31 protein-coding genes and 1 pseudogene are annotated in these 26,390 nt (G+C 43.1%); 25 read left to right on the top strand and 7 right to left on the bottom strand.

Annotated elements, in window-relative coordinates; translation table 11 throughout:
• From BM159_RS10660 to BM159_RS10670, 4 genes are all read left to right on the top strand, one after another.
• Positions 1-1,002, top strand: a 1,002-nt coding sequence (locus tag BM159_RS10660) for a hypothetical protein (protein WP_177206018.1), incomplete at its 5' end; no start/stop codon positions are given.
• A gap of 8 nt (positions 1,003-1,010) precedes the next feature.
• Entirely contained in the window at positions 1,011-2,405 is a 1,395-nt protein-coding gene (locus BM159_RS10665; protein WP_177206019.1) for a replicative DNA helicase, read from the top strand.
• Between the two features lie 384 nt (positions 2,406-2,789).
• Entirely contained in the window at positions 2,790-2,936 is a 147-nt protein-coding gene (locus tag BM159_RS12025; RefSeq protein ID WP_177206020.1) for a hypothetical protein, read from the top strand.
• Positions 2,937-3,012: 76 nt separating this feature from the next.
• Positions 3,013-3,411 carry a hypothetical protein gene (locus tag BM159_RS10670; protein ID WP_093914216.1) on the top strand — a complete coding sequence of 133 codons (399 nt, stop codon included), beginning with the start codon at positions 3,013-3,015 and terminating at the stop codon, positions 3,409-3,411.
• A 53-nt stretch (positions 3,412-3,464) separates the two neighbouring features.
• On the opposite strand, the gene BM159_RS10675 is transcribed toward BM159_RS10670, so the two are convergent.
• Positions 3,465-3,914 (bottom strand): hypothetical protein, encoded by a 450-nt coding sequence (locus BM159_RS10675; protein ID WP_093914217.1) that lies wholly within the window; start codon positions 3,912-3,914, stop codon positions 3,465-3,467.
• Positions 3,915-4,250: 336 nt separating this feature from the next.
• Positions 4,251-4,724 (bottom strand): hypothetical protein, encoded by a 474-nt coding sequence (locus tag BM159_RS10680; protein WP_093914218.1) that lies wholly within the window; start codon positions 4,722-4,724, stop codon positions 4,251-4,253.
• 57 nt (positions 4,725-4,781) lie between these two features.
• Between BM159_RS10680 and BM159_RS12030 the strand changes: the two genes are divergently transcribed.
• A complete protein-coding gene (locus BM159_RS12030) occupies positions 4,782-5,039 on the top strand; it encodes a hypothetical protein (protein WP_177206021.1) in 258 nt (85 codons plus the stop codon).
• 20 nt (positions 5,040-5,059) lie between these two features.
• Here BM159_RS12030 and BM159_RS10685 read toward each other — a convergent pair whose 3' ends face one another.
• The 3 genes from BM159_RS10685 to BM159_RS10695 form a co-directional block, all read right to left on the bottom strand.
• Entirely contained in the window at positions 5,060-5,491 is a 432-nt protein-coding gene (locus BM159_RS10685) for a hypothetical protein (RefSeq protein WP_093914219.1), read from the bottom strand.
• A gap of 22 nt (positions 5,492-5,513) precedes the next feature.
• A complete protein-coding gene (locus BM159_RS10690) occupies positions 5,514-6,800 on the bottom strand; it encodes an AAA family ATPase (protein ID WP_177206022.1) in 1,287 nt (428 codons plus the stop codon).
• A 189-nt stretch (positions 6,801-6,989) separates the two neighbouring features.
• The gene (locus BM159_RS10695; protein WP_093914221.1) at positions 6,990-7,856 is read right to left on the bottom strand and encodes a helix-turn-helix domain-containing protein; all 867 of its coding nucleotides are present in this window, start codon (positions 7,854-7,856) and stop codon (positions 6,990-6,992) included.
• Positions 7,857-8,152: 296 nt separating this feature from the next.
• Between BM159_RS10695 and BM159_RS10700 the strand changes: the two genes are divergently transcribed.
• Positions 8,153-8,479: a YopX family protein gene (locus tag BM159_RS10700; protein ID WP_093914222.1), complete on the top strand. Its 327-nt coding sequence runs from the start codon at positions 8,153-8,155 to the stop codon at positions 8,477-8,479.
• Complete coding sequence (locus BM159_RS12035; protein WP_177206023.1) at positions 8,472-8,633, top strand: hypothetical protein; 162 nt, start codon at positions 8,472-8,474, stop codon at positions 8,631-8,633. Before BM159_RS10700 ends, BM159_RS12035 begins: the two co-directional genes overlap by 8 nt.
• A gap of 248 nt (positions 8,634-8,881) precedes the next feature.
• Here the strand turns inward: BM159_RS12035 and BM159_RS10705 are convergent, their stop codons facing one another.
• A complete protein-coding gene (locus tag BM159_RS10705; RefSeq protein ID WP_093914223.1) occupies positions 8,882-9,556 on the bottom strand; it encodes a hypothetical protein in 675 nt (224 codons plus the stop codon).
• Between the two features lie 472 nt (positions 9,557-10,028).
• Between BM159_RS10705 and BM159_RS12105 the strand changes: the two genes are divergently transcribed.
• From BM159_RS12105 to BM159_RS10785, 18 genes are all read left to right on the top strand, one after another.
• On the top strand, positions 10,029-10,976 hold the full coding sequence (locus tag BM159_RS12105) for a YecA family protein (RefSeq protein ID WP_218149581.1): 948 nt from the start codon (positions 10,029-10,031) through the stop codon (positions 10,974-10,976).
• Positions 10,977-12,157: 1,181 nt separating this feature from the next.
• Positions 12,158-12,427, top strand: a complete 270-nt coding sequence (locus BM159_RS10715) for a hypothetical protein (RefSeq protein WP_093914225.1) — start codon at positions 12,158-12,160, stop codon at positions 12,425-12,427.
• 15 nt (positions 12,428-12,442) lie between these two features.
• Positions 12,443-12,592 (top strand): hypothetical protein, encoded by a 150-nt coding sequence (locus BM159_RS12040; protein ID WP_177206024.1) that lies wholly within the window; start codon positions 12,443-12,445, stop codon positions 12,590-12,592.
• Positions 12,593-12,635: 43 nt separating this feature from the next.
• Positions 12,636-13,904 (top strand): ATP-dependent Clp protease ATP-binding subunit ClpX, encoded by a 1,269-nt coding sequence (clpX, locus tag BM159_RS10720; RefSeq protein WP_093914226.1) that lies wholly within the window; start codon positions 12,636-12,638, stop codon positions 13,902-13,904.
• Between the two features lie 93 nt (positions 13,905-13,997).
• Positions 13,998-14,138: a hypothetical protein gene (locus BM159_RS12045; RefSeq protein ID WP_177206025.1), complete on the top strand. Its 141-nt coding sequence runs from the start codon at positions 13,998-14,000 to the stop codon at positions 14,136-14,138.
• A gap of 151 nt (positions 14,139-14,289) precedes the next feature.
• On the top strand, positions 14,290-15,123 hold the full coding sequence (locus BM159_RS10725) for a tetratricopeptide repeat protein (protein WP_093914227.1): 834 nt from the start codon (positions 14,290-14,292) through the stop codon (positions 15,121-15,123).
• A 31-nt stretch (positions 15,124-15,154) separates the two neighbouring features.
• Positions 15,155-15,418: a hypothetical protein gene (locus tag BM159_RS10730; protein ID WP_093914228.1), complete on the top strand. Its 264-nt coding sequence runs from the start codon at positions 15,155-15,157 to the stop codon at positions 15,416-15,418.
• A gap of 66 nt (positions 15,419-15,484) precedes the next feature.
• The gene (gene clpX / locus BM159_RS10735) at positions 15,485-16,765 is read left to right on the top strand and encodes an ATP-dependent Clp protease ATP-binding subunit ClpX (protein WP_093914229.1); all 1,281 of its coding nucleotides are present in this window, start codon (positions 15,485-15,487) and stop codon (positions 16,763-16,765) included.
• 35 nt (positions 16,766-16,800) lie between these two features.
• The gene (locus BM159_RS10740) at positions 16,801-17,637 is read left to right on the top strand and encodes an RNase H family protein (protein ID WP_177206026.1); all 837 of its coding nucleotides are present in this window, start codon (positions 16,801-16,803) and stop codon (positions 17,635-17,637) included.
• Positions 17,630-17,992 (top strand): DUF2442 domain-containing protein, encoded by a 363-nt coding sequence (locus BM159_RS10745; protein WP_093914231.1) that lies wholly within the window; start codon positions 17,630-17,632, stop codon positions 17,990-17,992. Before BM159_RS10740 ends, BM159_RS10745 begins: the two co-directional genes overlap by 8 nt.
• 25 nt (positions 17,993-18,017) lie before the next feature.
• Complete coding sequence (locus BM159_RS10750; protein ID WP_093914232.1) at positions 18,018-18,380, top strand: hypothetical protein; 363 nt, start codon at positions 18,018-18,020, stop codon at positions 18,378-18,380.
• A 74-nt stretch (positions 18,381-18,454) separates the two neighbouring features.
• Positions 18,455-18,814 (top strand): hypothetical protein, encoded by a 360-nt coding sequence (locus BM159_RS10755; RefSeq protein WP_093914233.1) that lies wholly within the window; start codon positions 18,455-18,457, stop codon positions 18,812-18,814.
• Positions 18,815-18,919: 105 nt separating this feature from the next.
• The gene (locus BM159_RS10760; protein ID WP_093914234.1) at positions 18,920-19,282 is read left to right on the top strand and encodes a hypothetical protein; all 363 of its coding nucleotides are present in this window, start codon (positions 18,920-18,922) and stop codon (positions 19,280-19,282) included.
• A gap of 85 nt (positions 19,283-19,367) precedes the next feature.
• The gene (clpP, locus tag BM159_RS10765) at positions 19,368-19,958 is read left to right on the top strand and encodes an ATP-dependent Clp endopeptidase proteolytic subunit ClpP (protein ID WP_177206027.1); all 591 of its coding nucleotides are present in this window, start codon (positions 19,368-19,370) and stop codon (positions 19,956-19,958) included.
• A 154-nt stretch (positions 19,959-20,112) separates the two neighbouring features.
• On the top strand, positions 20,113-21,540 hold the full coding sequence (locus tag BM159_RS10770; protein WP_093914236.1) for a hypothetical protein: 1,428 nt from the start codon (positions 20,113-20,115) through the stop codon (positions 21,538-21,540).
• Between the two features lie 114 nt (positions 21,541-21,654).
• On the top strand, positions 21,655-22,482 hold the full coding sequence (locus BM159_RS10775) for a tetratricopeptide repeat protein (RefSeq protein ID WP_177206028.1): 828 nt from the start codon (positions 21,655-21,657) through the stop codon (positions 22,480-22,482).
• Positions 22,483-22,658: 176 nt separating this feature from the next.
• Positions 22,659-24,899: a DarT ssDNA thymidine ADP-ribosyltransferase family protein gene (locus BM159_RS10780; RefSeq protein WP_093914238.1), complete on the top strand. Its 2,241-nt coding sequence runs from the start codon at positions 22,659-22,661 to the stop codon at positions 24,897-24,899.
• Positions 24,900-24,922: 23 nt separating this feature from the next.
• Positions 24,923-25,624, top strand: coding sequence for a DarT1-associated NADAR antitoxin family protein (locus tag BM159_RS10785; RefSeq protein ID WP_093914239.1), 702 nt, complete (start codon positions 24,923-24,925; stop codon positions 25,622-25,624).
• Between the two features lie 322 nt (positions 25,625-25,946).
• On the opposite strand, the pseudogene BM159_RS12050 reads toward BM159_RS10785, so the two are convergent.
• Positions 25,947-26,390 (bottom strand): annotated as a pseudogene (locus BM159_RS12050) (hypothetical protein); the annotation flags it as partial.

Raw genomic sequence — 26,390 nt, forward strand, 5'->3', positions numbered from 1 at the left:
GCAAATGTGGCAAACGTAGCAAAAGTAGCAAACGAAGCAAATGTGGCAAACGTAGCAAAAGTAGCAAACGAAGCAAATGTGGCAAACGTAGCAAATGCCAATTTTGCTAAGTCAGCTGTTAAAGCGTCAGAAACCGCGTTGGAAAGTAGTCTTGCTGTATCGGAGTGCTCTAATAAACACCATCATAATGGTTCCTTGGAAGATGGTGGTGATAATAATATTAATAATATTAATAATATCACCACCACCAAAGAGGAAGATGTTACGGAATCTGGTGGTGGTGAAAAGATGGATAAAACCACCAACATTACCGTTACTGGTCCGCAAAATGATGACCCGCATCCGAAAAAGGAAAGAGATGTTCTTACTGGTAGTGGATTAAAACCGGGGGAAACGGTGAAGCTGGTTGGCGGGGATGAAAACGACAATGTCGTTCTGACTCGTTGCCTGCCCTGTAAGGAGGAATTCTGTGGCCAAAAAGAGAGCAATGGACTTTCAGGCAAATGTGACTGTGGTTTGAAGGAACAATCTGATGATTCGGTGTCCGCCACCACCAATCCATCGCCCGTAACTTTCAGGTACGGAACAGTGGAAGAGAATGTCGTCAGCTCGAAATCTAATAGGAAAACAGACCCCTGTGAAGGGGCTGTTTTGGCTGGCAGAGAGAAGGATACGCGTTCAAGTGTTGCCGCTTATGGGAACGAACCCGATGAGAGACGATTGTCTGCGGAACAGAAGAAGAGTTACATATTGTTGCTCGACAATGGTGTTTGGCCGGACCGTTCGTTGGAATATGCCCAAGAATATGATTTTGAGAGGATAGAAAGGAATGTGAAATTAAAAAGAAAAGAGTTAGGCCAGGGGAGTAATATTCGAAATCCGGCTGCGGTAATCTTAAAAGCAATCGATGATGACCAGGCGGGTTATATGTTAATGTGGTCGAAAGAGAAAGAAAGAAAAATTTCGAAAGAATCTTTGGAAGTTATTAGTAGAATGAGGTGATGTTCAATATGATTGATAGTACAGGAATGGAAAACTATAGTTATTATAGCCATGATACAGAAAATGATGTCTTATGTGCATGTTTCGATCCCAAATGGGTGGATGACGTTATTTGCAAATTAAAACCGGATTATTTCCATTCTGCTGAAAACAGAGTACTGTTCCAGGCAATAAAGGAGATGTACGACAAGAGTATACCGATTGATACCAGGACAGTGTATGATTATTTAAACCGTGATGGAAAAGCGGAAGCTATTGGTGGTATATTAAAAATACTTGGGGTTTTTAACGCAACCCCTTCATTAGCAAATGTAATGAGTTATATAGATAGTCTAAAGGAATATTATTATCGTCGGCGGATATACGAAGCTGGTCGTCGTCTTAAATCGATTTCCGAAACCAGTGGTGACCCTGACGAGGCGGAACGCATCGTCATGTCGATTCGCGAAGGGGAAGATGATTTGGCTTTTTCCGATATGACTGAGGCCAGCGGAAACGTATATACTTCATTTCTTAAGAGGAAAAATAACGAAGATGACCCGAACAAACTCATGACATTCTACAATTTTTTTGACGAAGTGATGGGTGGCTTTTTTGCGGGACAGATGATTGTTTTGGCTGCACGTCCGGGCGTCGGGAAGTCAACGATTGCGTTGAATATTTGTAAAAATATAATTGAGAAATCGGCCGGTGGTCCGGAGAAAAAGCAGGTACTGTTCTTAAGTTTAGAGATGACCAAAGAAGAAATCTGCAAGAAGATCGCCTTATGCAAAACCGGCAAATCAGAAGATTATTACATCGGACATCCGGATAAAGAAAAAGAGTATACTGAGGCTTTAGAATTTGTTTCTGAGAATGATAATCTCCATATCGTATGTCAGGGGCACATAAACACAACGAGGATAAAGGCACTGGCTCGACGGGTAAAGCATAAATATGGAGCAGTCAATTTGATAGTGATAGATTATCTGCAGCTTATGGATGGAAGCAGTGTGAAAAAGACGACCCGTGAACGGGAAATAGCAGATATAACCCGCGAACTGAAAGTAATGGCCAAAGAGTTCAGCGTACCTATTATTGCATTATCACAACTCAACAGGGCTTTTGATAGCCGTGTGATAAAAATTCCAAAGCTTTCAGATCTGAGAGAATCCGGAGCGATTGAACAAGATGCAGATAAAGTGTTTCTGGTGTATAACTATTTGGACGCACATGGAGGCAAAGGGATGGAAGAGGAACTCAGGAATGTCATTGTAATAGACTGTCCGAAAAATCGGCAGGGTATAGTTACCTCACAGTATTTCTTCTTTAATCGTCCCGCGTCGAAGGTCCGGGAATTGACCAGGGAAGAAGACAATGCCATTGCTGAATTGGAAGAAAAAGAAGATGACTATTATGATTGATGACTTCGCGTTGGTTACAGACATCGGCAGTCAAATCATAACATAGCACAAAGCAGGATATAGTAACGTATCAGGAAAAACTATATCCTGCTAAAATATATGATATAGAAAGTGAGACCAAAAAAAATGTATAGTGGTTTAGTAGGAAATAATAAAAGTTTGAAAAGACGTCACGGCGAATGCCGTCCACGTACGTGGCACATTCCCGAACTTGTGAGGGGCGAACGAACGTTTCAAAACTTGAAACGTGTAAGTGAGCATTCAGGAATTTTATTTAAAATTGTACTTAAGTAGAGTTTTAAGTATTGATATCTTGAAGGGGCAAGTTATAGTTAATTAGATGTTATAGTATTTCTAAATAAAGAAAGACAGGAGGATAAGATCATGTTGATGGACCTGGCGGGAGCAGACTGGAATATGATGGCGGGTTATAAATTAAATTCGTGCGGAGCTGTTTCGTTGGAGCATCATTTTTTTATAACAAGAGTTGTTGAAAGAATATTATTTTGTTGTGTTGGTGTTGCAGAATAGGGTGTAAAAAACCTTTGTGAGTGTGAAAGAAATATTGAAAAAAATTTTAAACGGATATGTTTTTGTGAGGTGAAAAATGATGAAGGAAGCGAAAACACGGTACACAAAATTTATTGTGATAAAAAGACGGATGGAAAGATTACGGAGAGAAATTGAACAGGCGCGCAAGTTGGAGGATACTACGAAGGTCAGGACAAAAAAGCTGCAATTGTTGTTTATGACGCAACTGACTTTGCTGGAAACTCAAGTTGAGGAAACGTATCAAATCATAAATGGTATGAAGACAGAACGTATGAAAGAAATCACCGAACTTCGGTATATGGATGGGTGGACATGGAAGGAAATTTCTGAGTACACCGGGTTAAGTTTATCACGCCTTTATCAAATAAATCTGCGTATCAATATCTATTTTACGGAAAGAAATAAAGACGATTTACTGTATAGCGAATGGTGTTCGGATAATGATATTGGATAGGATAAACAAAAAAGCTCGACTCCGATTTTGGGAGTCGAGCTTTTCTATTTTTTTTAGAACCTAGAAAAATCAGACCTAATCATATAAATCAGTTTTACACGCTGTAAAAAATCAAGGCCCTTAATTTTTGCAATGAGGTCCTTATGAGATGCTGTGGGAGTCAATCCCAAATCGTAAATGTAATCACAAACAGAGACGTCCAAGTGAAGAATGTTATTCAAAAGAACATCGGGACCACACAGGCAGTCCGCGATGATAACTTTTTCATCGTAGCTGAAGTAAGGCAGCTCAATATCCTGTAAGGCAAAGTTGAACAACTGGACGATATCGTTGAAGCAATACGACAGGTCTTTACCGTTTTTCCTGGCATCATCAACCAAGCGATACACGTCATCGTTGAGGACAGAGATTTTAATCTCGCCATTCTCCATAACTGCAGTTTTGGTGGCAACATTTTTGCCGGTAACGTCTTCAGAAATTTTAGAATTACTAATAATGTTCATAATTTAACCTCCTATAGTCTTAAAAAAATTATTGTTGGAGTTGCTGTTGCAACATCCATGAAAGTGCCAGATGAAACCTGGCGCGGCGCAGGTGAGATTCGTCTGCGCTGTTCAAAAAAAACCGTGTAATTTTGGACCTGAACTAACTTGTTATCACCTCCAACCCGATATGGGCATGCAAAGCCCCGGGCCTGCTCGCCCGTTTCCAACTACAGAATACAAAAAAATAATCAATCAACACAATAGTTTTGACACTGTAATTGTAAAATTGTCTGAAAAAAATATGGAGGATAGACTGTCACCAGATAAAATCTGATGACAGCCTGTTCTTTTGTTCTATACACACATCGTTTCCGACTGGATGACGTGAACCAATTTTATACGCTGCATGTAGTTAAGGTTATAAATTTTGGCAATGAAGTTCTTGCGGAACTCTTCAGTGAACCCCTTTTCTTCATCTTCGAAGTATTTATAACCATCAGCAATAAAATCGGTTACTTCGAGTTCCAAACAATTAATGAAGCGGGAAGTAATTGCGCTACCGCACATGCAGTCCGCGATGATAACTTTTTCATCGTAGCTGAAGTAAGGCAACTCAATATCCTGTAAGGCAAGGTTGAACAACTGGACGATATCGTTGAAACAATACGACAGGTCTTTACCGTTTTTCCTGGCATCATCAACCAAGCGATACACATCATCGTTGAGGACAGAGATTTTAATCTCGCCATCCTCCATAACTGCAGTTTTGGTGGCAACATTTTTGCCGGTAACGTCTTCAGAAATTTTAGAATTACTAATAATGTTCATAATTTAACCTCCTATAGTCTTAAAAAAATTATTGTTGGAGTTGCTGTTGCAACATCCATGAAAGCGCCAGATGAAACCTGGCGCGGCGCAGGTGAGATTCGTCTGCGCTGTTCAAAAAAACCGTGTAATTTTGGACCTGAACTAACTTGTTATCACCTCCAACCCGATATGGGCATGCAAAGCCCCGGGCCTGCTCGCCCGTTTCCAACTACAGAATACAAAAAAAAAATCAATCAACACAAGAGTTTTGACACTGTAATTGTAAAATTGTCTGAAAAAAATATGGAGGATAGACTGTCAACTGATAAAACCTGATGAAAGTCTTTAATTTTATTCTATACATATCTAATTTCCGACTGGATGATGTGAATCAATTTTACGCGCTGCATATAGTTAAGGTTATGAATTTTGGCAATGAAATTTTTGTGAGATTCAGTGAAGCCGTTTTCCTCATCGTTAAAATATTTATAGCCATCAGCAATTAAATCGGATACTTCAACGTCTAAAAGATGAATAAAATTATCACTGATTTCACTGCCACACAAGCAATTAGCAATGAGCGATTTTTCATCGTAACTGAAATCAGGTAAATCTATGTCCTTGACGGCACAATTAAATAGCTGGATGGCGTCATTGATGTAATAAGACGGACTGCTGCCAATTGCTTTGGCATGCTTAACCATATTTAAAACATCGTCATTGAGAACATAGAGTTTAATTTTATCTTCCCTAATACTGGAAGCTTTTTTTGCAAATCTTTTGTTCATAAATTAAAACCTCCCAATGGATTTAATAACCAAAAGGCCTTTTAAGGAGATGAAACAACTTTCTTCTTTTTTCCTGCTCTTTCCGGTCTATTACGTGCAGGAGCGGTGGTCTGTGTTCTTTGATTTCCTTTCCCCTTAATAATACGCGGAGTTTGTTCCGGGTAGTACCTGCCAGGTCATACCAGGTATCTGACAGGAGTTCTGAGAATACAGTACGGAGACCCCGTGCGCCGGCACCTCTTTGGACGGCAACGCGTGCAATTTCCCGCAAGGCTGACCGGCTGCAGCGCATGTCGTGATGGATGCGGCGGAACTTCTTCTGGTAATCTCTGTAGGCGCTGGTTTTGCTATTTAGCATGATGTCCACCAGTGCATCCTCGTTGAGATGTTTATAAACCGTCCGAATGGTGATACGCCCAATAAGCTCCCTCATGAAACCATACTCAATAAGGTCCTCTGTAGACGGTATAAGCTGTTCGTAGGTGTAATGCGTCTCTTGCTTGACGGAACGTGGCGTAGCCATAAACCCCAAATTTGTATCCTGGTAAAGTGAAGACCGGTATATCTTGTCAGGGTCATTGGCAAGCCGTTCCTTCTCGAGGCGGGCGACGGTTATCTCTTTAAGACCTTCAAATGCCCCAAGCATTATGAACAACATATGGGTAGTATCCACGGACATATCCGTCAGCAACACTCCCTCGCGTTCCTTGACACGTCGTCCGGTGTAAGAATCTGTTCTGTCGATTTCCCGTTCGACCGGGATGCTTCCGAGGTCGTACGTATTCCCCTCGATGATTTTTAATAGGTTACTTTGATATTCCTTGATAAATTGTCGAGATTTGCCATCACCACCAATTGCGATTTTGTCAAACTCGTCCAGAAGGATGATGGCATGGTTTGCGATGTTTTGGATGTATTCTTTTTGTTCTTCCGGGCTGTCCTCACTGTCATACAAAACCTCGTTGTATATCTCTGCGGCACGATCTGCCACTTTTTTGAAGATATCAGTGATACTCTCGCCCTGCCATGATTTGGTCGCGGCGTAATCCATCACATTGACCATCAGCACCGGGCACTCCCATTTTTTCTCCAGACGCTGGAGGCAACGGAAGGTCTCTGTTTTGCCACAGCCTGTCGGGCCGATAAGCATTACATTATCGGTTTGACCGTCAGGTGCATATTTTGACATCAGATGCTGTGCGACAGCCATGGCGATTGATTTTGTACCCTGCTCCTGCCCAAGCACATAGGAGTCTAACTCTTTTTTGATTTTATGTGGGTCGTAGTAAGATTTGTTGTAATGCGTCATAGTCATCCTTTCCTAGATATTTGACCTGAAATGCTGCATAGACGATACATATATAATAGAAGAAAACTATCGATATCTGGCTTCGGGTCAAGCCCCTGTATTGCTACAGGGGCTGCCTTCATTTTGTATGTACCTTGTGAACGTAAAGGGGAAACATTCACGCGATACAGTATATGTAAACAGATGCTGTTAAATCAGCTCTGGGATTTTATCGCGCAGAAAGAGTTCAAACTTCTCCCTGTAAATATAATAGGAAGAGATAAACACATTACGGTGTCTCGGGCTGAACAAATTGGGGAACACAGGCTTGTCCGAGACAAACTCAACGGCTTCCAGAAGGTTCGCTAATACCGAGTCGATTTTGGCGGCGGTATCGGGATTCTCGCTTTTGATTCGAGGGCGTATCCGCCGCGTATATTCCCTGGTCAGCTGGATGTAAATATCAATGGGCCTCAAGTAAATGTACTGTCCAAAAATGTCATTTTTTACGGACAGATGCCTGTCCCAGTCCGACTCAATACCATATTTTTCGTCCAAATCGGAAAGAATGCCGGTCAGTCCGCCCAGTACAACAATGTTTTTATCAGGTATGTTCTGTGTTTTTAAACATTCGACGTCGTCTTCCAGGCTCAAATTGTTTATCGCAGGCAATTCTGTAATATCATCCTTAACACCATCGCTGGCATTTTCACTGACAAAACAAAAGTTCTCCGTAGCAGCGTGGGTAAGGCTGAGCAACAATTTTTTGCCGTCAGGGTTTAAGTTCCGGTAATCCTCGAGTAGTAATTGCTCCGACGGGTCATTCCCATCCCCCGTTGTATCGTTTATCCCCTCTAAAGGTGTTACTCCCGCAAGCCATTTCACGCTTGTTCCTAGTGCGTCGGCGAAGAGGATGAGGGTTTTCACTTTCGGTTGATATTTGCCTGATAGGTATCCGCAAATGCTGGAAAACGGTATGCCGGAAAGACGGCTCAACTCTGTTGGGGATAATCTGCGCATCTGGAGCGCGTGGTTGAGACGGTAAGAAATGGTGTTTTCAACAATTGTTTGTTCCATTTGTTTTTCTCCTTTATCGAATTATTGAACATCTCTGTTCTTACCTATATTATATAAAAACGTTACAGTTTACGTAAATAAGTCACAACGATTTGCAGATTATTGTTAAATTTTTTCTCTTTTACTTTGAGGCGATTTCCCCACGCAATCATAATCCCCTTATTACGACCACCATGTTTTGTATTGCGTAATAGTTGCAAAATGGTGAAAAAATGATATAATTCATATTGCCTGTGGTACAAGGTTCCGTCTTAAAGGCGGGACCTTTTCTTATCTGTCAAAAAGGGGGACGTCGTATGGTAAAAGTAAAAGCGAAGGATAAAGAATGCTGGAAGATTTGGCATTACGGCACAATGGAATCCCCGTCTGTAATGAAGGTCAACGGATGTTCTGTTGCCGTGGTGCCCCGAACGGTGTGTGAAAGTACCGGCTTAACGTGTAAGGGTAGAGAGGTGTATGAAAACGACTGGCTGGCGGTTGAGGGTGACGGGGAGACACATAAGTTCCTTGTTGCCTGGGGCGAAACAGAGTTCAGGGCATTTGAAGATGAAACTATCAGTTATGACCTGCAAAATGTCTTAAAGAGCAAAACCTGCAGAATTATTGGAAATTTATATGACTGACAATGATTGTCTAAGTGATGAAATCGACGGATCTATCAATGCAGCGTATTGGGACGGCCTTATTACCATAGAAGTTGCTGAATATCTTCGGGGAAAAAACTTCGGCATCGAAGACCCCTACAGGATATTTATCGACGATTTGTTTGACATGTAATGGAAATAGTACTAAAATTATTTCAATGGTGCGGACTGATTGCGATATGCCCGCCGCTGCCGCGTTTTTTGCATGGCGGTACGAGTCGCACAGACGGCACGGCAAGTAGGCATGAGCTACCGGTGCCGTCATTACTTTTTGAAAAGGAAAAATCCTCTGATTTACCAATCAATATGGTGATATCAGAGGATTTTGTATTTGTCATAATAAATTAATGACTTCGTAGAATGCCCATGGACAGCGCTTTCCTATGCGGAAACTTCGGGTCCTGCTTCTCCGGGGGAAGGGGGAGTGGGGGGAACATCGCTGACCGTAGTCGGAGATGCCAAGGGTTCAGCTTTCCCGGTAGCAGGAGAAGAGCTGGCGAATTTGCTCAAAACTTCCTGCATCTGCTTAACGAGTGCGTCGTTCGCGGCATTCAGGCGATTCTGCAGCTCAGTCGCTTTTGCTTCCGCTTCCAATGCCTTCGTTTCCGCGGCAGCAGTATGTTTTTTTTCTGCTTCTAATGCTTTTACCAGCTTTTCATTACAGCGATATGCATTATAGTAATTGTCGAAAAATTCCTTGTTGCTGTTTTCCAGTTCAGGAATACGCTGCGCTTCCTTTTCGAGTAACCGCAGCGTGTTTTCCACGCGTTTTCTGGCGGCAACTTCTGCGTTAGCGGTATCTTCAATAAGACGCAGAATAAAGCTGCGAATGGCAGCCCAGAGTTTGTCAAGGTCTTCAAGCTGTTTTTCATATGCCGGGTGTTCTGCCCCAAAGACCGCAAGCTCGCATGCGGCAACCATGTCTTCCACCATTTTGTCTTTCGTCTTGTCCCTGTACTTGGGGCTGTCCTGCAGGGCCTCCCAGCGCTGCTGCAGAGGCATCGGAACGACTGCCTGGATTTTGCCTTTTTCTTCTTTTTCTTTGTTCTTTGTCATTTGTTTGCACCTCTTTCTAAAAATAGATAGAAATATATTAACTATCTTTCTAGATACTATGATAAAAAAAAATAATCGATCAACACAATAGGTTTGGGGCGATGTACGGCATTTCACAATGATTTCACTTTTGCTGTCAGGAAGGGTGGTATTGCTTAATAGAGAAGGCGATATATCATAAGAAAATCAAAATATACTGTGATATATAAAATATTTTTTGATATATCTAGCGCAGACCGTTTCAAACATCGTTACTACGTGATTAAGATTGGAATCAATCAGTTATGTAGTCGATAATATTCAGACGCACCACCACCATCATAGAAATACTGCATGTTTAAACAAAAAGGAGCCAACAAAACAACACAATGGTTCCGGCAGATCATTATAATCGGGGATTCATTTTTAGTATGTACATAAATTGAGATCTTATTTATAATATTATTGAAGTGTTTTTATGCAAGGGGGACAGATGATGTTATTCGGAACATTTCAAAGTTTGGATTATTTTGACAAACCTATAACTCGCGAAGCAATTCCGGAAGGATTATTTAAAGGGGATATTAGTCATGGTATCGCATGGTGTTTTCCTATAACAGATAATTTTAATGACAGCATCGTAAATGCATGGATATGCTGCCCTAATTATGGAGAGTTGTTTGTTGTCTTTGAGTCGGAAGATTATCATAAAGTGGATAAAGTAGAATGGTATCAGGCAATTGTAAACAGCGGTTTCACCAAAGATTTCGCAAATAATCAAAAAACAAATAGCGTAAAGTTTTGGAATCATATTAATGATGATTTGGAAGATAATCATGCAGAATTTATAGTGCCGCATTCAAACGTTAAACAACCATCATGCTTAATTTTCTCTGCCGACATAGCAAAAGATTCAAAAAATAGAGTTGAAGCTGATCCACAGTATCCTGAAGCATTTGACAGAGTTAACAGACGGCTGTACCCTTACGCGAAGAAACACTTTATGAATACCCTGAGAAAAGCTAGAATTTTTAATAATAATTGTTTGTCAGCCAAAGAAAAGATGATTAAACAGATGGTCGTTCAGCAAACCCTGTTTCGGACCTTCTCCTTGTTCTATCTTCCTTTGATTTTTACCTCGTTTATTAACGGACAACTAAAGAACAGGAACAAGATGCTTCCGTACATTACTGACTGGGAATTATATGCAGACAGGTTTTACCCTCAGTATTTGAACTTACAATTGGATTTTGCTGAATGGACGAAAAAATCGGACTTGTCAAAAAAAGGGTTAGATTTTTATCGACAGCGATTTCTTGATTTTTTCAAATATGATATCAATATTATCCATGCGCGTTTGGGTGAGGTAGGAAGAAATGAGGAATGTCCCTGCGGCAGCGGTAAAAAATTTAAGGCATGCTGTGGTAAAGGGTATATTTGAAATTGAATAATGATTTAGGTATCATAACTGAGAGATTGTGGCTGATTATGTGATTAAACATGAAGACGATTTCAACGAATTGACGAAACTGGATAAAAAATAAAAATTTTCAAATAAGCTATTGACATAAACGGAATGATTTGTTAAAATAACCATGCTTGAACATTGATAAACAACGTGAGTGTCTGATAAGAAAGGATACGAACCAAAAAAAGACTTCGGATAAAGAACATCGACAGGTGTTAACTCAGGTACCCAATCCTGCTTCAACGGGATACGTGTGCCTGTACGGCCCTGGGATGTTTTTGATCCGAAGTCTTTTTCATTTCAGGGCCCTCTTGAATCTTGAAAACCGGATATAGCCGGCCTCCCCTTTCGGTCAGGATAAGGCGAAGGGAACCTAAACAGTCTGACGGGTGTGCATCCTAATATAACGAACATGTTGCAACTGACGAAACGGTACGTGAAGAACTTGCCATGTACCGCAGGGAGAAAACGAAAAGAACTGAAGTAGAAAATAAGAATATTTCATGCTTCTAATAAAAAGAAAACGAGAATAATAATCGATAAAAATAATAAAAATGAATAAAAAATAAAAATTTTACAATAAACTATTGACAAAGAGTTGCGGCCGTTGTATACTAACTATGCTGGCGCTGAGGATTGGTTGCCGGCAAGGATAACTGAATAGACGAGGAATCATTCATACCAATTGCAACAATTATGACCACCCGACCATTTCATAGAAACATCAACCGTAAAACAAAGACTTCGGACGTAATGATATTGTTTGTTGAAGATTGCGTAGCAATCATGGAGGAAGGCAGGTCGCCTAACCGGACTGCAGGACTCCCCAGCGTTAAGAGAAAGGCTGAACCGACCAGACACTGACTGCGATATCATTACGCCTGAGGTCTTTTTTCTTCCGAATCAGGAAATAAAATCGGAACCTTGACAACCGAATACCGGGTGTCTTGTGTGGGGAGCATGTCACGGAAGCGAGCGCCGACGCCAAGGTGCGACGACCTTCATATGGCAGAGAGCATGGTGAAACTGACGAAACGGTGTGCGAAGACCTGCCAGCATGAAACCGCATAAGAGGCCGGCAAAAGAAAGACTTGGCTGCAACTTACAAAAGCTGCAGGACTGTCTGTTACCGTATAAAAAACAGGAGGTGCAACATGGCGGTAATCTATCTGAACCGTCGCAAAAAACTGACGGAAGAACAGAAACGGGTGGCGACATCGTTATTGCACAACGAAATCAATGATGTGATGGCCGACCTGGAAATCATGGAAGAAGAACTGGACAAAACATTCCTGTTTGGGGAAATGAGTTTAAGGGAACTGGCGGAAGGCTATATTGAAGAGCGGCTTAAAATCAACCCTGACGGGAGTTATGATGAGGAACTCCTGAAGCGTGTATACAAGCATTACTTCGGGGAGCAATGAAAGGGGAGTGACAGCTTGCTCAAGTTTGGAGTCCTGCATTGCTACGTGCTGGCCATTTTAATTTTCCTGTTGCGCCGGTGCCCGGAACTTGTAACGGGTTTCGGGTTCGGCTTCATGTACATGGTCATCCTAGGTATTTTCTACCATATGATGGACAGGCGGTAATGCTGCCGGAGCGAAAGGAAAGGGAAAAGAAAGGAGTGATAGCATGACGGAACACAAATGCAGTTTCTGCGGGGCCAAAGAAGACGAGAACAATGTCCTGGTAGGCGATTCCGAGAAAAAAGTTTTCATCTGCCAGTCCTGCTGGAAGACAGTGGGGATGATGCTGGACGAGCCGGAAGCGGAACGCGCGGATGCGGAATTTCATGAACCAAAGAACGAGGTTGACTGGTCGGCCATAAGCCCGGAAATAATCAAGGAATATCTTGACCGGCACATCATCGGTCAGGACAGGGCGAAAAAGATCTTGTCCGTAGCCGTTTACAACCACTACAAGATGCTGGATCATACAAAAAAGCACGCGGAAGAAAAACACGGCGTCACGCTGGAAAAAAGCAATATCCTGATGCTGGGTCCTACCGGTGTGGGCAAGACAGCGCTTATCAAAGCGCTGGCAGACGTGCTGAAAGTGCCCTTTGCCATCAGCGATGCCACGACGATGACGGAAAACGGATACGTGGGAGCGGATCCTGAAAGCTGCATCCAGCGTCTTCTGCAGGCTGCCGGCGGGGATGTCATGAAAGCCGAGACGGGCATCGTATATATCGACGAGATAGACAAACTGGCATGCAAAGGGGAAAACATGTCCATCACGCGGGACGTCAGCGGCGAAGGGGTGCAGCAGGCACTCCTGAAAATAATAGAAGGGACACGAGTAGATGTTGTGGAGGAAGGGGGGCGCCGTCATCCGATGGCACATACTACGTGCGTGGATACCAGCCGCATCCTTTTCATCGTAGGCGGTGCTTTTGTGGGCATAGACAGCCTGATCCGCAGCCGCACCGAAAAATCCTCCGGAAACACGCTGGGGTTCTGCGTGGAAAAGAAGCCGGCGGAGCAGGAAGCATCGCATTCCTTCAACGAGGTGATAGACCAGGTGACGCCGGAAGATATCCGTAAGTACGGCGTTATCCCCGAGCTTTTGGGAAGGCTGCCGGTCATTGCCCCGCTGCATGAGCTGAAAGCAGATGACTTGTGCAGGATCCTGACAGAGCCGCAGAACGCGCTGGTCAAACAGTACAAGGAAATCTTCCGGTACGACAATGTGGAACTGCGGTTCAGCGGAGGCGCCCTGCAGGCTGTTGCAGACAGAGCTATACGCAACGGTACAGGAGCCAGGGGGCTGCGCGCCATTTTGGAAGCGGTGCTCCTGGACCGTATGTACACCATCAGGAGAAACGCAAAAGGCGAGGTGCTGGTCATCACCAAGCGCGACATTGACAAGGCGTTTGCCAACGGCATCCAGGCAGCGTAAGCAGAGCCCGTGCTGAACAGGAGATTAACGGAACAGGAAGCGGGAAGTATTTTCCTGCTCCCTGCCCAAGGGTCAACGGAAGGAGAATACAAGATGTTTTACAGCGAAGAAAACCGCAACAGCCGCCGCGACAAGAAACGCCATGCAGCCCGGTATAAACCGGTGCGGCACAACGGCGTAAAGGGCTTCAGCAGATATGAATGGTTCAGGCGCAAGCAGAAACAGGAGGGATGACTTCATGACAAAACGGACAAGAATTGCGTTGATTATGCTGCTGGCGTTAGTCATTTTAAACGCGCTGACAGCCTGCGGCGGGGGATTTACAGGCAATCCCGCAATTTTCCACTAGGTTTGCAATGTTTGCAGAAAGGCAGGTGATGCAGATATGCGAAGCAATTGGCGGAAAGAGCCGGTCCTGGGCTTTGAATTCAGTACCATGGAAGGCGGTCTTAAAGAACGCGGAAGTAACGGACAGAAAAGCCGGTGGATACGTTACTGCAGGACCGTGAGTTTTTCTGAAGACAATATGTCCCCCTATTGGAAAGACGCATTGTTCTGGTATAGGAAAGCCGCCCTGCAGGGCGATTCCCTGGCTTTGAAAATGCTGCGGCAGGCTGCGGACTGCTCCGGCATCAGGAAAAGGGCGATGAAGGGCGATGCACAAGCCCAGTACCTGCTGGCTGTGTATTACTATCATGCGTACGGCACGTACCGGGATGTATATAGGGGCAACTACTGGATTAAAAAAGCGGCCAAAAACGGCAGCAAATCCGCACTCATATCCGTAAAAAGGCACAGCCCCTATTCTGAAATCAAGCAGGCGCTGGAAGACCCGGATTGCTTTGCATTACCGGTTTTTCTTCCGGAAGAGGTACTGGGTTCCGATATGGCAAAACGACATGGGAAGTTAAGAAGGCAGTTGATCGAGGAAACGGAAATGGGAACCGTTTGGGGAAAATATTCCGGGCTTGATTTTGACGCAACGTATCATGAGGCCCTGGCAGGGATTGCGGAAAAGCAGTATGCCCTTGCATGGCTGTACGACTGGGGGCAGGGCGTCAAACAGGATATCAGGGAAGCGTTCAAATGGTTTACGGAAGCGGCTTTCAACCGGTATGCCCCTGCACAGGCGGAACTGGGCGTCCTGTACCAGTTCGGCATCTCGGCGAGAACGACAGATTTGGAAATGTTTGACGGGAAAGAGCGGTTGTATGGATGAACTGACGGATTATCACAGGAGGTGATGCATCATGGCAGTCATATATATGGAAGACGAATGGAATATGTCGGAAGAACAGAAGCAGGTGGCGGAAGTAATGGCTGAAGGCGAGTTTTATAGAGCGGAAATGAAAATCGAGGAACTACAGGAAAAACTGCATGAGAACCCGCTCTTTGAAAAACTGGATTTAATGGAAGCGTTCAAGGGATTTTTATCCGGTTGCAGGAAAAAGGAAGACGGTAGTCTGAAAGAGGAAATTTTAAAGCAGGTATATTATCAAAAAGTCATGTCATGACCAGTCCGCGAGTAATAAGGCTGGTTATTATATAGAGAAAACAGTTTAGATCCAGGGGGTGGGAAAATGAAGGAACGGTGCAGCTTTTGCGGAACGGAAGAAAGCGACGCGGTCCTTTTGATCGGCAAGCGGAACCAGAACGCCTATATATGCGAAACATGCTGGAAAACCGTAGGTATGCTGATGGGAAAAGCACTCAAATTAACAAGGTGCAGGGACAATGCTGTAAAAAACGAACCGGGCAGGAACAACAACTGGGGTTCCTTAAGCCCGGTAAAAATAAAGCAGCATCTGGACCAATACATTATAGGGCAGGATCATGCAAAGAAAATCCTGTCCGTAGCTGTATACAACCACTACAAATCGCTGGATGCGATGAAAGAAGAGACAGACAAAAACGGAACGACAGAAGTGGAAAAGAGCAATATCCTGATGGTGGGACCAACCGGCGTGGGAAAAACTGCAATCATCAAGGCATTGGCAAAGATGCTTCAGGTACCGTTTGCCATCAGTGACGCAACCACCATGACCTCCAGCGGGTATGTCGGTGACGACCCTGATACCTGTATCCAGCGCCTGCTCCAGGCAGCCGAAGGAGATGTAAAAAAAGCGGAAACAGGCATTGTTTATATAGATGAGATTGACAAAATCGCCTGCAAGGGCGACAGCAGGAGCCATCGTGATATTGGCGGGGAAGGCGTCCAGCAGGCCTTGCTGAAAATCATCGAAGGAAGTGTGGTGGATGGTGTATGGGATGATAACAATGGAGAACCCGTAAGTGTTGATACCAGCCACATCCTGTTCATTGTGGGAGGCGCGTTTGTCGGAATTGACGGTATCATACGTGAAAGAATCATCGAGCCCGAAGCCAGGCATCCCGCAGGATTCTGTTCAGAAGACGGACAGAAACAAAAGAAGCAGGATAACCGTGATGTTTCTTTCAACAGCGTAATTGACCGGGTAGTGCAGGAAGACCTGCACGAATTCGGGATGATCCCGGAACTTCTGGGTAGGCTTCCGGTGATTGCCCCCCTGCACGAACTGGGTAGGGAAGAGTATTGCAGGATCCTTACGGAGCCACGGAATGCATTGGTAAAACAGTATCAGGAAATATTCCGGCGCGACAACATCGATCTGGCATTCAGCAGCGACGCACTGGAAGCGATTGCGGACAAGGCGGTGCAGAGCGGGACAGGGGCAAGGGGCCTGCGGTTGATAATGGAACAGGTACTGCTGGATAAAATGTATAACATCAGGGAAAACACAGCGGAAAGACGGCTGCTGGTCACCAGGGCCGAGGTCCTGAACACAAGCAGTCATTCAGCAAGACAGCAGAACGTATGCTGACAATCCGGATCATACTTCAACGAGGTAAAACTATCATGCTTGATTTCTACATCATTACGGACTGCACGGAACGGGGACTGTACCGTAAAGCAAAGCTGGTAAAACGGATATCGCAGAAATACCCGGAAGCAAGGGTCGTCCGGTTCCAGTCCCCGGAAGATATTCCTGCGGCGCAGGCTTTCTGCAACGAGAGCGGAATCGGCGTAACGGCCCACGAATGGGAAGAACTTCAGACGGCGGGACGCTTACGCCTGTTTGCTGAAAAAGGGGAGTTGCCTCCGCCCTCTGAAACAGGAAGCAGGGAAACCCAGCAGAAAATTTCCGAAAAGAAGGTAAGCCTTCCCCTGGACGCGGCTGCCGTGATTTATACGGACGGAAGTTATATCGAGTATGAACGTGAAAAAAAGAAACGTATCAAAGAAGCTTTTGGAGGGTGGGCGACTGTCATCGTGCTGCGTGAGTTCTCGGATGCCCGTATCACGCTTTCCGGTTACAGGAAATGCAAATTCAAGGACCATGATTCATATTATATGGAACTTGTGGCTGTGGCAAAGGCGCTGAAGCGGCTGACGAAGTATGCCGTTAATGGAAAGACAATACTCTATACGGACTGCCAAAGGCTGGTAAACGATTACAATACAAAACTGGCAGGATGGGAGGAGTGCGGTTGGCGAACACCTGACGGGGAACGGATCAAATGCTGGAAACTGTGGCGCAAGATCCGGCGAAGGTCAAAGGATATTAATCTTCAGGTCCACTGGGTCAAGGGACATGCCAAAAACATCTTAAACAACCAATGCCATTACTCCGCCCAGGCGGAAGTGATGATGCGGAAAAACCACAGGAAACAGGAAGGCGATTCTCATGAGTAAAGAGGGAAAAAAGAAAAAAGACAGCCGGCCGGATTTTCTCCGAAGGCTTAAACAGGGAAGGGAATGCGTATCTGGTACAGACGGGTCAAAACCTGCCGTATGCGAGGTATTCCCCCTGCGGGATTACTGGCTTCTGCTTTTCTTCAGCAACGGGGAAATCAGGCTGTACGATTGTGCCTGGGTCTTAAAGCTATCGTCCATGGAAAAACTGAACAAGAAAGGCTTCTTAAAAAAGGCGCAGGTCGATAATGGCACGGTCAAGTGGAACAAAAGCATCGCATTGCAAGCAGATGAACTTTACGGGAACAGTACCCCGCTGACGGATAACGAGGGAAAGCTGCTGCAACTGTTGTAACCATGCTGACCGGAAAGGAACTATCATGAAAAAGAATAAAACAATTCCGTACTATTCAAAAAAGAATGACAAGTGGCGGGTCAAGATAAAAATGGAATATAAAGGGAAGGACTACATCCAGACCGAAGAAGGGGATTTGGAATATGTTGTCTGTGAGTATCTCACAACGAGCCTGTACTATCCGTTCTGGCTGGATGAAGACAGGGATACCGATCGTGATTTCCAGTCGCATGACCATTCCTTTAATGATGTATTGAGATGGTTGCTGCATTATCCGGAACATTTCAGCATCGAAGGGTTTGAAGAATATTATTCCAAACAGGAAATCGAACTGCTCCAGAAGTTTCAGAAGAAACTCCTGGAGGATCTGGGGAAAACCGGGGAATAAAAGATTCCCATCCATTGACTAAAGCAAAGTGTTATCGTAAAAAAGACCAATGGGTAAACGGAGGATAAAACTTTATGCAAAAAGCAAAGATTAAACTCACAATCGAAGTTTCAAGAGAATTTGAAGATTATGTGGAAGAGCAATACATGGAACATATTCTGATGCGGGTTGCAAACAGGATCGTTAGTGAATTGAGATGGCAGATCGAGAATCCGAACCTGCCTGAGGAAGAGCGCTTTGACATCGATAAATTTAACGCTACGATTGAATGCGGTTCCGGCAAACGCGGCACCTTTGCCGGTGCAAGTTTCGGATCAAGGACAACCACAACCGCAAGTTCTTCAAAGACGACTGACAGCGTTTCTATCACACATAGTTCCACAAAACGGATTTCTGGCAGTAGGATGATTCCGGGCAACCGTAAAAAGAAATAGTCCCTGTCTTTCCGGGATAATAGTCCAACAGGAAACGGGTAGCAAAAGCGGTCGCAGTTTACAAAACCACGGCCGCTTTCTCTTGGGTAAAGGAAAGGAAGACAGATGAAATTCTTGCTTGAAACCATATTCGGCTTAGTGTTTTTTGCGATTTTCATATGGGCACTGCCCACCATCATCGGCATCTTTTCTCTGGGTTTGGTTCTGTATTTTGTTTTCACACTGGCAACCGGTCATTCAGATGATTCTGCCGGAAAAAGACACAGAACGGATACACAGTATGAAGCTAAAACCAGAACCGCGGAACAGACAACACATTATACCAACACCAGCCATTCAGGTTACCGGCATTATGAAGACGACGATTATGAAAGCCGTTATAACAGTTATTACGGTGACTGTGGCAACGATGATACACCGCCTGATGACGATATTCATTTCCGCGGGACCGGAGCCCCTTTCTTATAAACGGATAACGGATTCATGCGAAATGGTTTGCGGCAGCAATGCAAAGTAAAAGATATAAATCAAGAATCGAAAGGAGAGGATAGCAATGAGTTATGTGCCTTTTGTTATTGAGCAGGATAGAAACAGTGAGCGTTCCTATGACATTTTCTCGCGGCTTCTGAAAGACAGGATCATTTTCCTGACAGGCCCCATTGATGACGCAACTGCCAACGTGGTCATTGCGCAGATGCTGTTTTTGGAATCGGACAACCCGGACAAGGATATCTTTCTGTATATTAACAGCCCGGGCGGCAGCGTGACGGCAGGCATGGCAATCTATGATACCATGCAGTACATCAAGCCGGATGTCTCCACAATCTGCATCGGATCTGCGGCCAGCATGGCATCCATCCTGCTGATGGCGGGAACCAAGGGGAAACGCTTCGCCCTGCCGCATTCCGAGGTGATGCTGCACCAGCCTCTGGGCGGGTATAGCGGACAGGCTTCGGATATTGCCATCCATGCAAAGAACATCCTGCGCATCCGGGAAGAGATGTATGACGTGATCGTCTCCCATACCGGACAGGAGCGGGAAAAGGTGATTGCGGACACGGACCGGGACAATTACCTGACAGCGCAGCAGGCGCTGGAATACGGCATCATCGACAGCGTGGTGTCCGAGCGGCAAGAGTCATAAGCAGAAAAGGAAAGGGCACTTTGCGTGCATGGTTCATGAAGATAAGAGTCATGCACGCATCACATATGTACTGTTTTTACAAATCAAAACGAAACCCTAATCTTCAGTAACTGTTTTCTTATGATGGGAAAAGCGTTGGCGGGCAGGTGATTCAATGAGATTAACCCTAAAAGAAAAATTGGCAAAGGATGCCCTAAATCAGGAAAGATACCGTTATGGCGCTGACTTTTTGCAAAATCTTATATTTTGCAATGGCTTTCCCGTGATAGTGAAGGGAAAGTTCGACATTGCAAGCAGAGAGGAACACAGACTGGTCTTTATGACCATACGGCCTTATAACGAAACAGTAAAAACAATGCCTAAAATTTGCAGTGAACTTGTTTTCCCAATAGACTCCTTATGGAAGGTAAGGATTCTGAAAAAGGCTGACTATAAAGAGCCGTTCTATATCATCGGGCGTATTAAAGTTGTTTACAAATACGGAAGACCGAAAGGAACAATCGTTCTTGCAGAAGATGTGTTCCAACGTTCAATCCTGACAGAAAGCCAGTTCACAGGCAATTATCCCAAGTTTAGCAACCGGTGCTATAAATGGCCTGTGCAAGGGGAAGTAAGGCACATCATGCCTCCCGTAGTGAAAAGAATGCATGGCTTTGAAAGCAGGGATAAACATAAGAAAGAACGAACCTGGAACCGGAAATCAGCTCCATGCTACAGGAAAAAAATAGAAACAGAAACCCAAGAATTTGTCAACGCGGTTTCCAACCCCATAATGAATAATAGACCTTCAAAACAAGACATAACGCATGTTGCGAGCTTCTTGCCAGAGAACCGGCCGGAAAGCAAACAAAAGCAATCAATCAAAAAAGCGGCGGAGCCAAATCGTTCAAAACCTAAGCGTGAAACACAAGAAAGGGCAGCTAATAATCCGGATGTGCGCCAATTGATGAAGGCGCAAGCTGAAGAGCATCATACCAAAACCAATGAAAAGTCCGGTTACAGTAAATTTTTTACGCCGTTGGGTAAAAAGTGGCTTCTGGAATTTGAAACCATTGAAACCACAGTCGAATATGCGGGGTGCACATGTAGCTATCTGGACGGCATTATCTATATAGACAGCCATATGGAAGAATGGCAGATAAGATATTCCGCGCTTTTCGAAAGAACCGTGCTCTATCATAAAAATAAAAGAAATTATGCAGTCAATAAAGACAGAGAACCGGTTGAGGGTTATCATGTACAGCACATCCAGTCGATGCTTAATTTGAACGCGGATGATTTGCATGAATTTCGGAAACCGCAGGACCGTGAATTCAGCCTGATCCAGAATATTAAAGGACAGCCTGCGATTAAGGATTATATAGGCTATATATGCCAGCACAGGCAACTGGCAGAAAAACGGCAGGAAATGTTTGGGAAAAAAATTGAATCCATAAAAGCATTATTGGCGGACAAAAATGTCAGTTATGAAATCAAACAAAAGAAGAAAAGGGAACTGAGGAAAATATTGAACCATGCAAGTGCTATAGATGTTTTGGAACTGCTGAAACGGTTGGAATCTGTGAAGAAAAATGAAGATTAGCTAAAGGAACTGCCAGTTTGCAAGGGATATCTTTTAGCCTAGCCCTCGCAATCAGTTGTTCTCTGTAATCCAATATAATTAAATAAACTTACATTGATGGAAAGGATGTGCTTCATGCTTATCAGGACCGACTGGAAAAAGGAACCTGTATTGCAGTTCGGATTTATGACGATGCAGGCAGTGATATCTGAGATAGATGAAGAAACCGGGGGAAAAAAGGAACCTACGTATTCTGAATCCGTGTTCTTTGATTATGATGCAGACCCGCACCTTTATTGGCCGTATGCGTTGAAATGGTATAAAAGGGCAGCGTTGCAGAAAGAACCGCTGGCTGTCGAGATTCTGCGACAAATAGAATGCTTTAAAAGCACGGAACAAAAAGCAACAGAAGGTGATGCGGAAGCACAGTATTTACTGTCTGTATATTACCATGACAGTTATGGGACTTACCAAGACTTTGAAAAATGCACGGAATGGCTGCAAAAGGCGGCCATCAACGGGAATGAGGACGCAATCCGGTCAATAGCGGAATGGAACCGGCTGACAGGCTGCAAGCAAAAATTAAGCGATCCGGATTTCCATGCGGAACCTGATTTTTATCCGGATGAAGATAACATTTTTCTTGGGGGCCGTCATGGATGGGTTGACGCGGAGAACCGTGAATTAGCCCATGTTGATATGATTTGGGAAAAGTTTTCCAATCTGGACTTTGCCGATACGCTGAAGGCAGCAGAAGGCGGCGATGCGGAAAAACAGTACCAGCTTGCCTGGATATACGACTGGGGCAAAGGAACGGAGCAGGATACCAAAAAGGCAATCGAATGGTTTGTAAGATCTGCATATAACGGCTATGCCCCGGCGCAGACGGAACTGGGAATAATGTATCATGCGGGGATTATGGTCAATAAAGTTAAGTTGAGCATTTTTAGCAAGAAAGATTGAGTAACAACTGGCGACCATCCAAAAGGGCAAGGTTATATGTTATATGTACTAACTTCTTGAAATGAAGTATAATATTATAAAAATCAATAGAGCGCTTTGATAATCCGGTAAATCAAGATTTTGATTCAAAATGGAATGGCTGTTATTGTGTTGCTGTTATATGGGAGCTTGAACACATGAATAAGATGATAGGTATCGTAAAATATTATATTGAAAACAGAAGAACATCTCGTGGCATTATTGTTGTTGTGCCTTTGGACGAAACCAAGACAGTAAGTAAATTAGAAATAGGTAAAGCCAGTCTAAAACGAGGTGAAGACGTTTTTGATGGTGATATTGTAAGCTTTGAATTAGAAAGGAACGACAACGATTGCCTGGTAAATAATGTCACAAAAGCAGTACATGATGAGAAATTTCTTGATATAGTACAAGAGGGCAGTTTTCAGAGTAACTATATTCACATAAAGAATTTCATTTTCAATTATGACAGTTATGCTTACCAAAACTTCAAGAAAGCTGTTTCTTCTCTTGTTTCAGATGAAATGGCGGAGAAAGAGGTAGTTGTATGGCCGGAATTAAATCCCAAAAAGGTTGAAACACTTATCCCCAAGCGTTATGCGGGAAGCGATAATCACCAAGGTACTTACAATAGTGATAAAAAGCTTTTTGAAGGGGTCAATGCAGAAAAATGGTTTAAAATCAGATATTTTCCGTATATTCCCAAAGAAGTACTCCGGAATACTAGGAGCACGTGGGAAGATTTAGATGAAAAAACAGTTACAAGCTTCCTGGTACAGAGGCTTCAAACCGCCACTAAAATTGACTCCACAGATTTAGAATGGATAAAAAAATATCTGAAAAGAATTATTGAAGCCATTATAGGTAACAATATATCTACACAAAACAAAAGATTCATGTTGAATTCTCTAATTGACAGGTTGCCGGTTTCTGTGATTGAAAATGAAAAAAGTTTATGGAAGTTCTTACCCGAAAACAAGCTCGAAACTATAGTAAGGGGCCATGTTGATAATCAAAGAATACTTTGGGATTTTGATCGGCTGTTTTTGTTAAATCATCGGGAGTTGTTTGAACAAATTCCGGTCGAGGTCATTGAAAAGATACCGCAAATGTGGGATGATTTAAGTGAAAGACAGGTTTTTGAATTAGTTAAATATCATTTAAACAATAACTTGACCAAACACTGGGAGTGGGATAAAGGGTGGATAGAAAAATATCCGGGGTTGTGGGGTAGCCTATCCACAACAAAAATTATTGAAATTATTACAGGTAGTGATATACGTACACAAAACAAAGGGTTCATGGTATATTATCTGTTTAACAGGTTGCCGGTTTCTGTGATTGAAAATGAAAATCGTTTATGGAAGTTCTTACCCGAAAACAAGCTTGAAACTATAGTAAGGGGTCATGTTAAAAATCAAAGAATACTTTGGGATCTAGATAGGTTGTTTTTGTTAAACCATCGGGAGTTGTTTGAACAAATTCCGGTCGAGGTCATTGAAAAGACACCGCAAATGTGGGATGACCTAAGTGAAAGACAGGTTCTGAAATTAGTTAGATACCATTTGAACAACAACTTGACCAAACACTGGGAGTGGGATAAAGGGTGGATATTAAAATATCCGGAGTTGTTGGAGCTAAAAAGGGAATATCTCGCCTTAATTGATGAAGAGTTTTTAAACAGAATTGACAGGGAAGGTTTAACTATCAAGTATTGGCGACTTTGTTATGAATATGCAATAAATAAAGACAAAGCTAATAAGGAAATCATAAAACAGGAAGTAAAAAAACGGGGCATTCATCATCTTTATCACTTTACACGGGCCAGTAACCTTGAAAGCATTTTAAACTATGGAATTTTACCAAGGACGACATTAGATATTAGCACTATAAAATATGAATACAATGACCCAGGTCGATTTGACAAATGCAAAAATGCAGTATGTACTTCAATTGAGTTCCCAAATTATAGAATGTTTTTTCCTTTAAGAAAGGATCCTAATATCGACTGGGTCGTAATAGAATTAGACGCAAAAATACTGTATGAGTTGGAATGCGCTTTTTGCTGGATGAATGCAAGTGATTCGAGAATCAGTAACATTAAAATTGAAGAGAGAAAAACATGTACTGCGTTTAAAGAACTTTTTGACAATCGTGCGGGTTTTCCTCAACGTTATCCCGGTTTAGCCTCTTCATATCCAACTAATCCGCAAGCCGAGGTGCTTGTTTTTTCGAATATTCCAGTGGATTACATCACGAATATTTATTTTTGTGACAAAGATACAGGAAATAAATATATAAATCATGTTGACAGTTTATCTAAGATGGCTGAAAAAGAGATGGTGCGGGTTAAGGGTGATTTATTTAAATATAGGGTAGATTACAAGAACTGGCAATAAGATAGTTTGGTGTGAGGTTAAAAATGGCGATAAGACCTGTATATGTCGTATCATTGGAAAAGAATAAGCATTTTAGCATTGAAGAGGTTGAATTTCAGTATTTTAGCGGCTTTTCCATACAACAAAAACGAAGATGCATCAATAGTTTGCATGCTGCATATCTAAAAGAGAACAAAGGAAAACGAATTCTGGAAATCTCTACAAAATCGGAGAATATTATTGGCGTGCAATTAAGCGCCTTTAATCTTATGATAGAGACGGAAGATAAAAAGCGTTTTTCAGTGGAATCTGCGTTTCAATCTAGTAAAGTTTTTGAGAACGGGAAATCATATAAAGAGCTTTTATATGTATCGTCAAGGGAAGCGAAAAAGGACGAACGTTTAAAGAACAGTGGTAAAATAATTGAGTTTTCTTATTTTGGTAATGCATTCTCGATTGAACCCAAAACTTATTTTTATAATTGGTTATATATTAATGCGGTGGAAGCCAATAGTAAACTTAAAGAAAAAATTGTCTATTATGATGCATTTACGGATATTGCCTTCAACCCCCAAAAGTCTATAAATTGCCAGGCAGAAGCTGCCGCAGTCTATGTTTCGCTTTATCGTAAAAACCTGTTAAAGGCGGCATTGAAAAGTAAGGAGGACTTTTTGAAGATAGTGTACCCGGATTGTGCTGATAATCATTCAGATGTTAATGAAAATGTGCAATTGGAGCTGTTCTGATGAAATCATAATAACGTATAACAGAAAAGGACATGTTACTTTTGCAGTCAAAGTTGCTGTGGTTTGGGCAGCGCAATAAGCGTCGACAAAGTAGTTCCCATTAAGAATTGACAGTCAAAAAGGGGATGTAACATAAAGAGCTTTTTATGTTGCGTTTTGAGCAGCTCTTTTTCTATATATAAAAGAGACCTTTCGGGGTCTCTTTTTTTGTGCAAAGAAAAATCGGCATCCTTTCGGATGCCGATGGCAAAATTATTTTGTAACAGCCCCAGTGCTATTCATATCAATAGTATCTATTCGAAAATATTTAGTTTGTGGAAATTCAGGTCTGTTTCAACGCAAGATAACCTGTTTCGAAGGCGTTATACGCAAAATCCTGGTCGTACCCATCCCTGAACAGAGCATGGAATGTCCCGGTATCAGAAACGCTGACTATGTAGCCTTCGCCATGTTTCGGGTTATCGACGGATGCATGCAGCAGCTTTTTGTTTTCATCAACTTTTGTCTTTGGGCAGGGAGGAGCCATTATAAAATGCCCCTTGTTCTTAGCCAGGTAATCCTTAAGATTGGCAGGCTGGGGCTTGGGTTTGGGTTTGGGTTTGGCTTTGGCTTTGGGCTTGGGACTGCTTGCCCGGGTGATTGATGGCTGCTTATTGTGCCGTTTCGTTTTGTTGCCATTATTGCCTGAATGCTGTCCTTTGCTGTCCAAATACTTCTTATAGCGCTTTTCTCGTATGGCTTTGGTCTGCGGGTAGGTGTCTTCCTC

Origin of the sequence: Succiniclasticum ruminis DSM 9236 (assembly GCF_900112895.1) — a bacterium.
Classification (GTDB): Bacteria; Bacillota; Negativicutes; order Acidaminococcales; family Acidaminococcaceae; genus Succiniclasticum; species Succiniclasticum ruminis.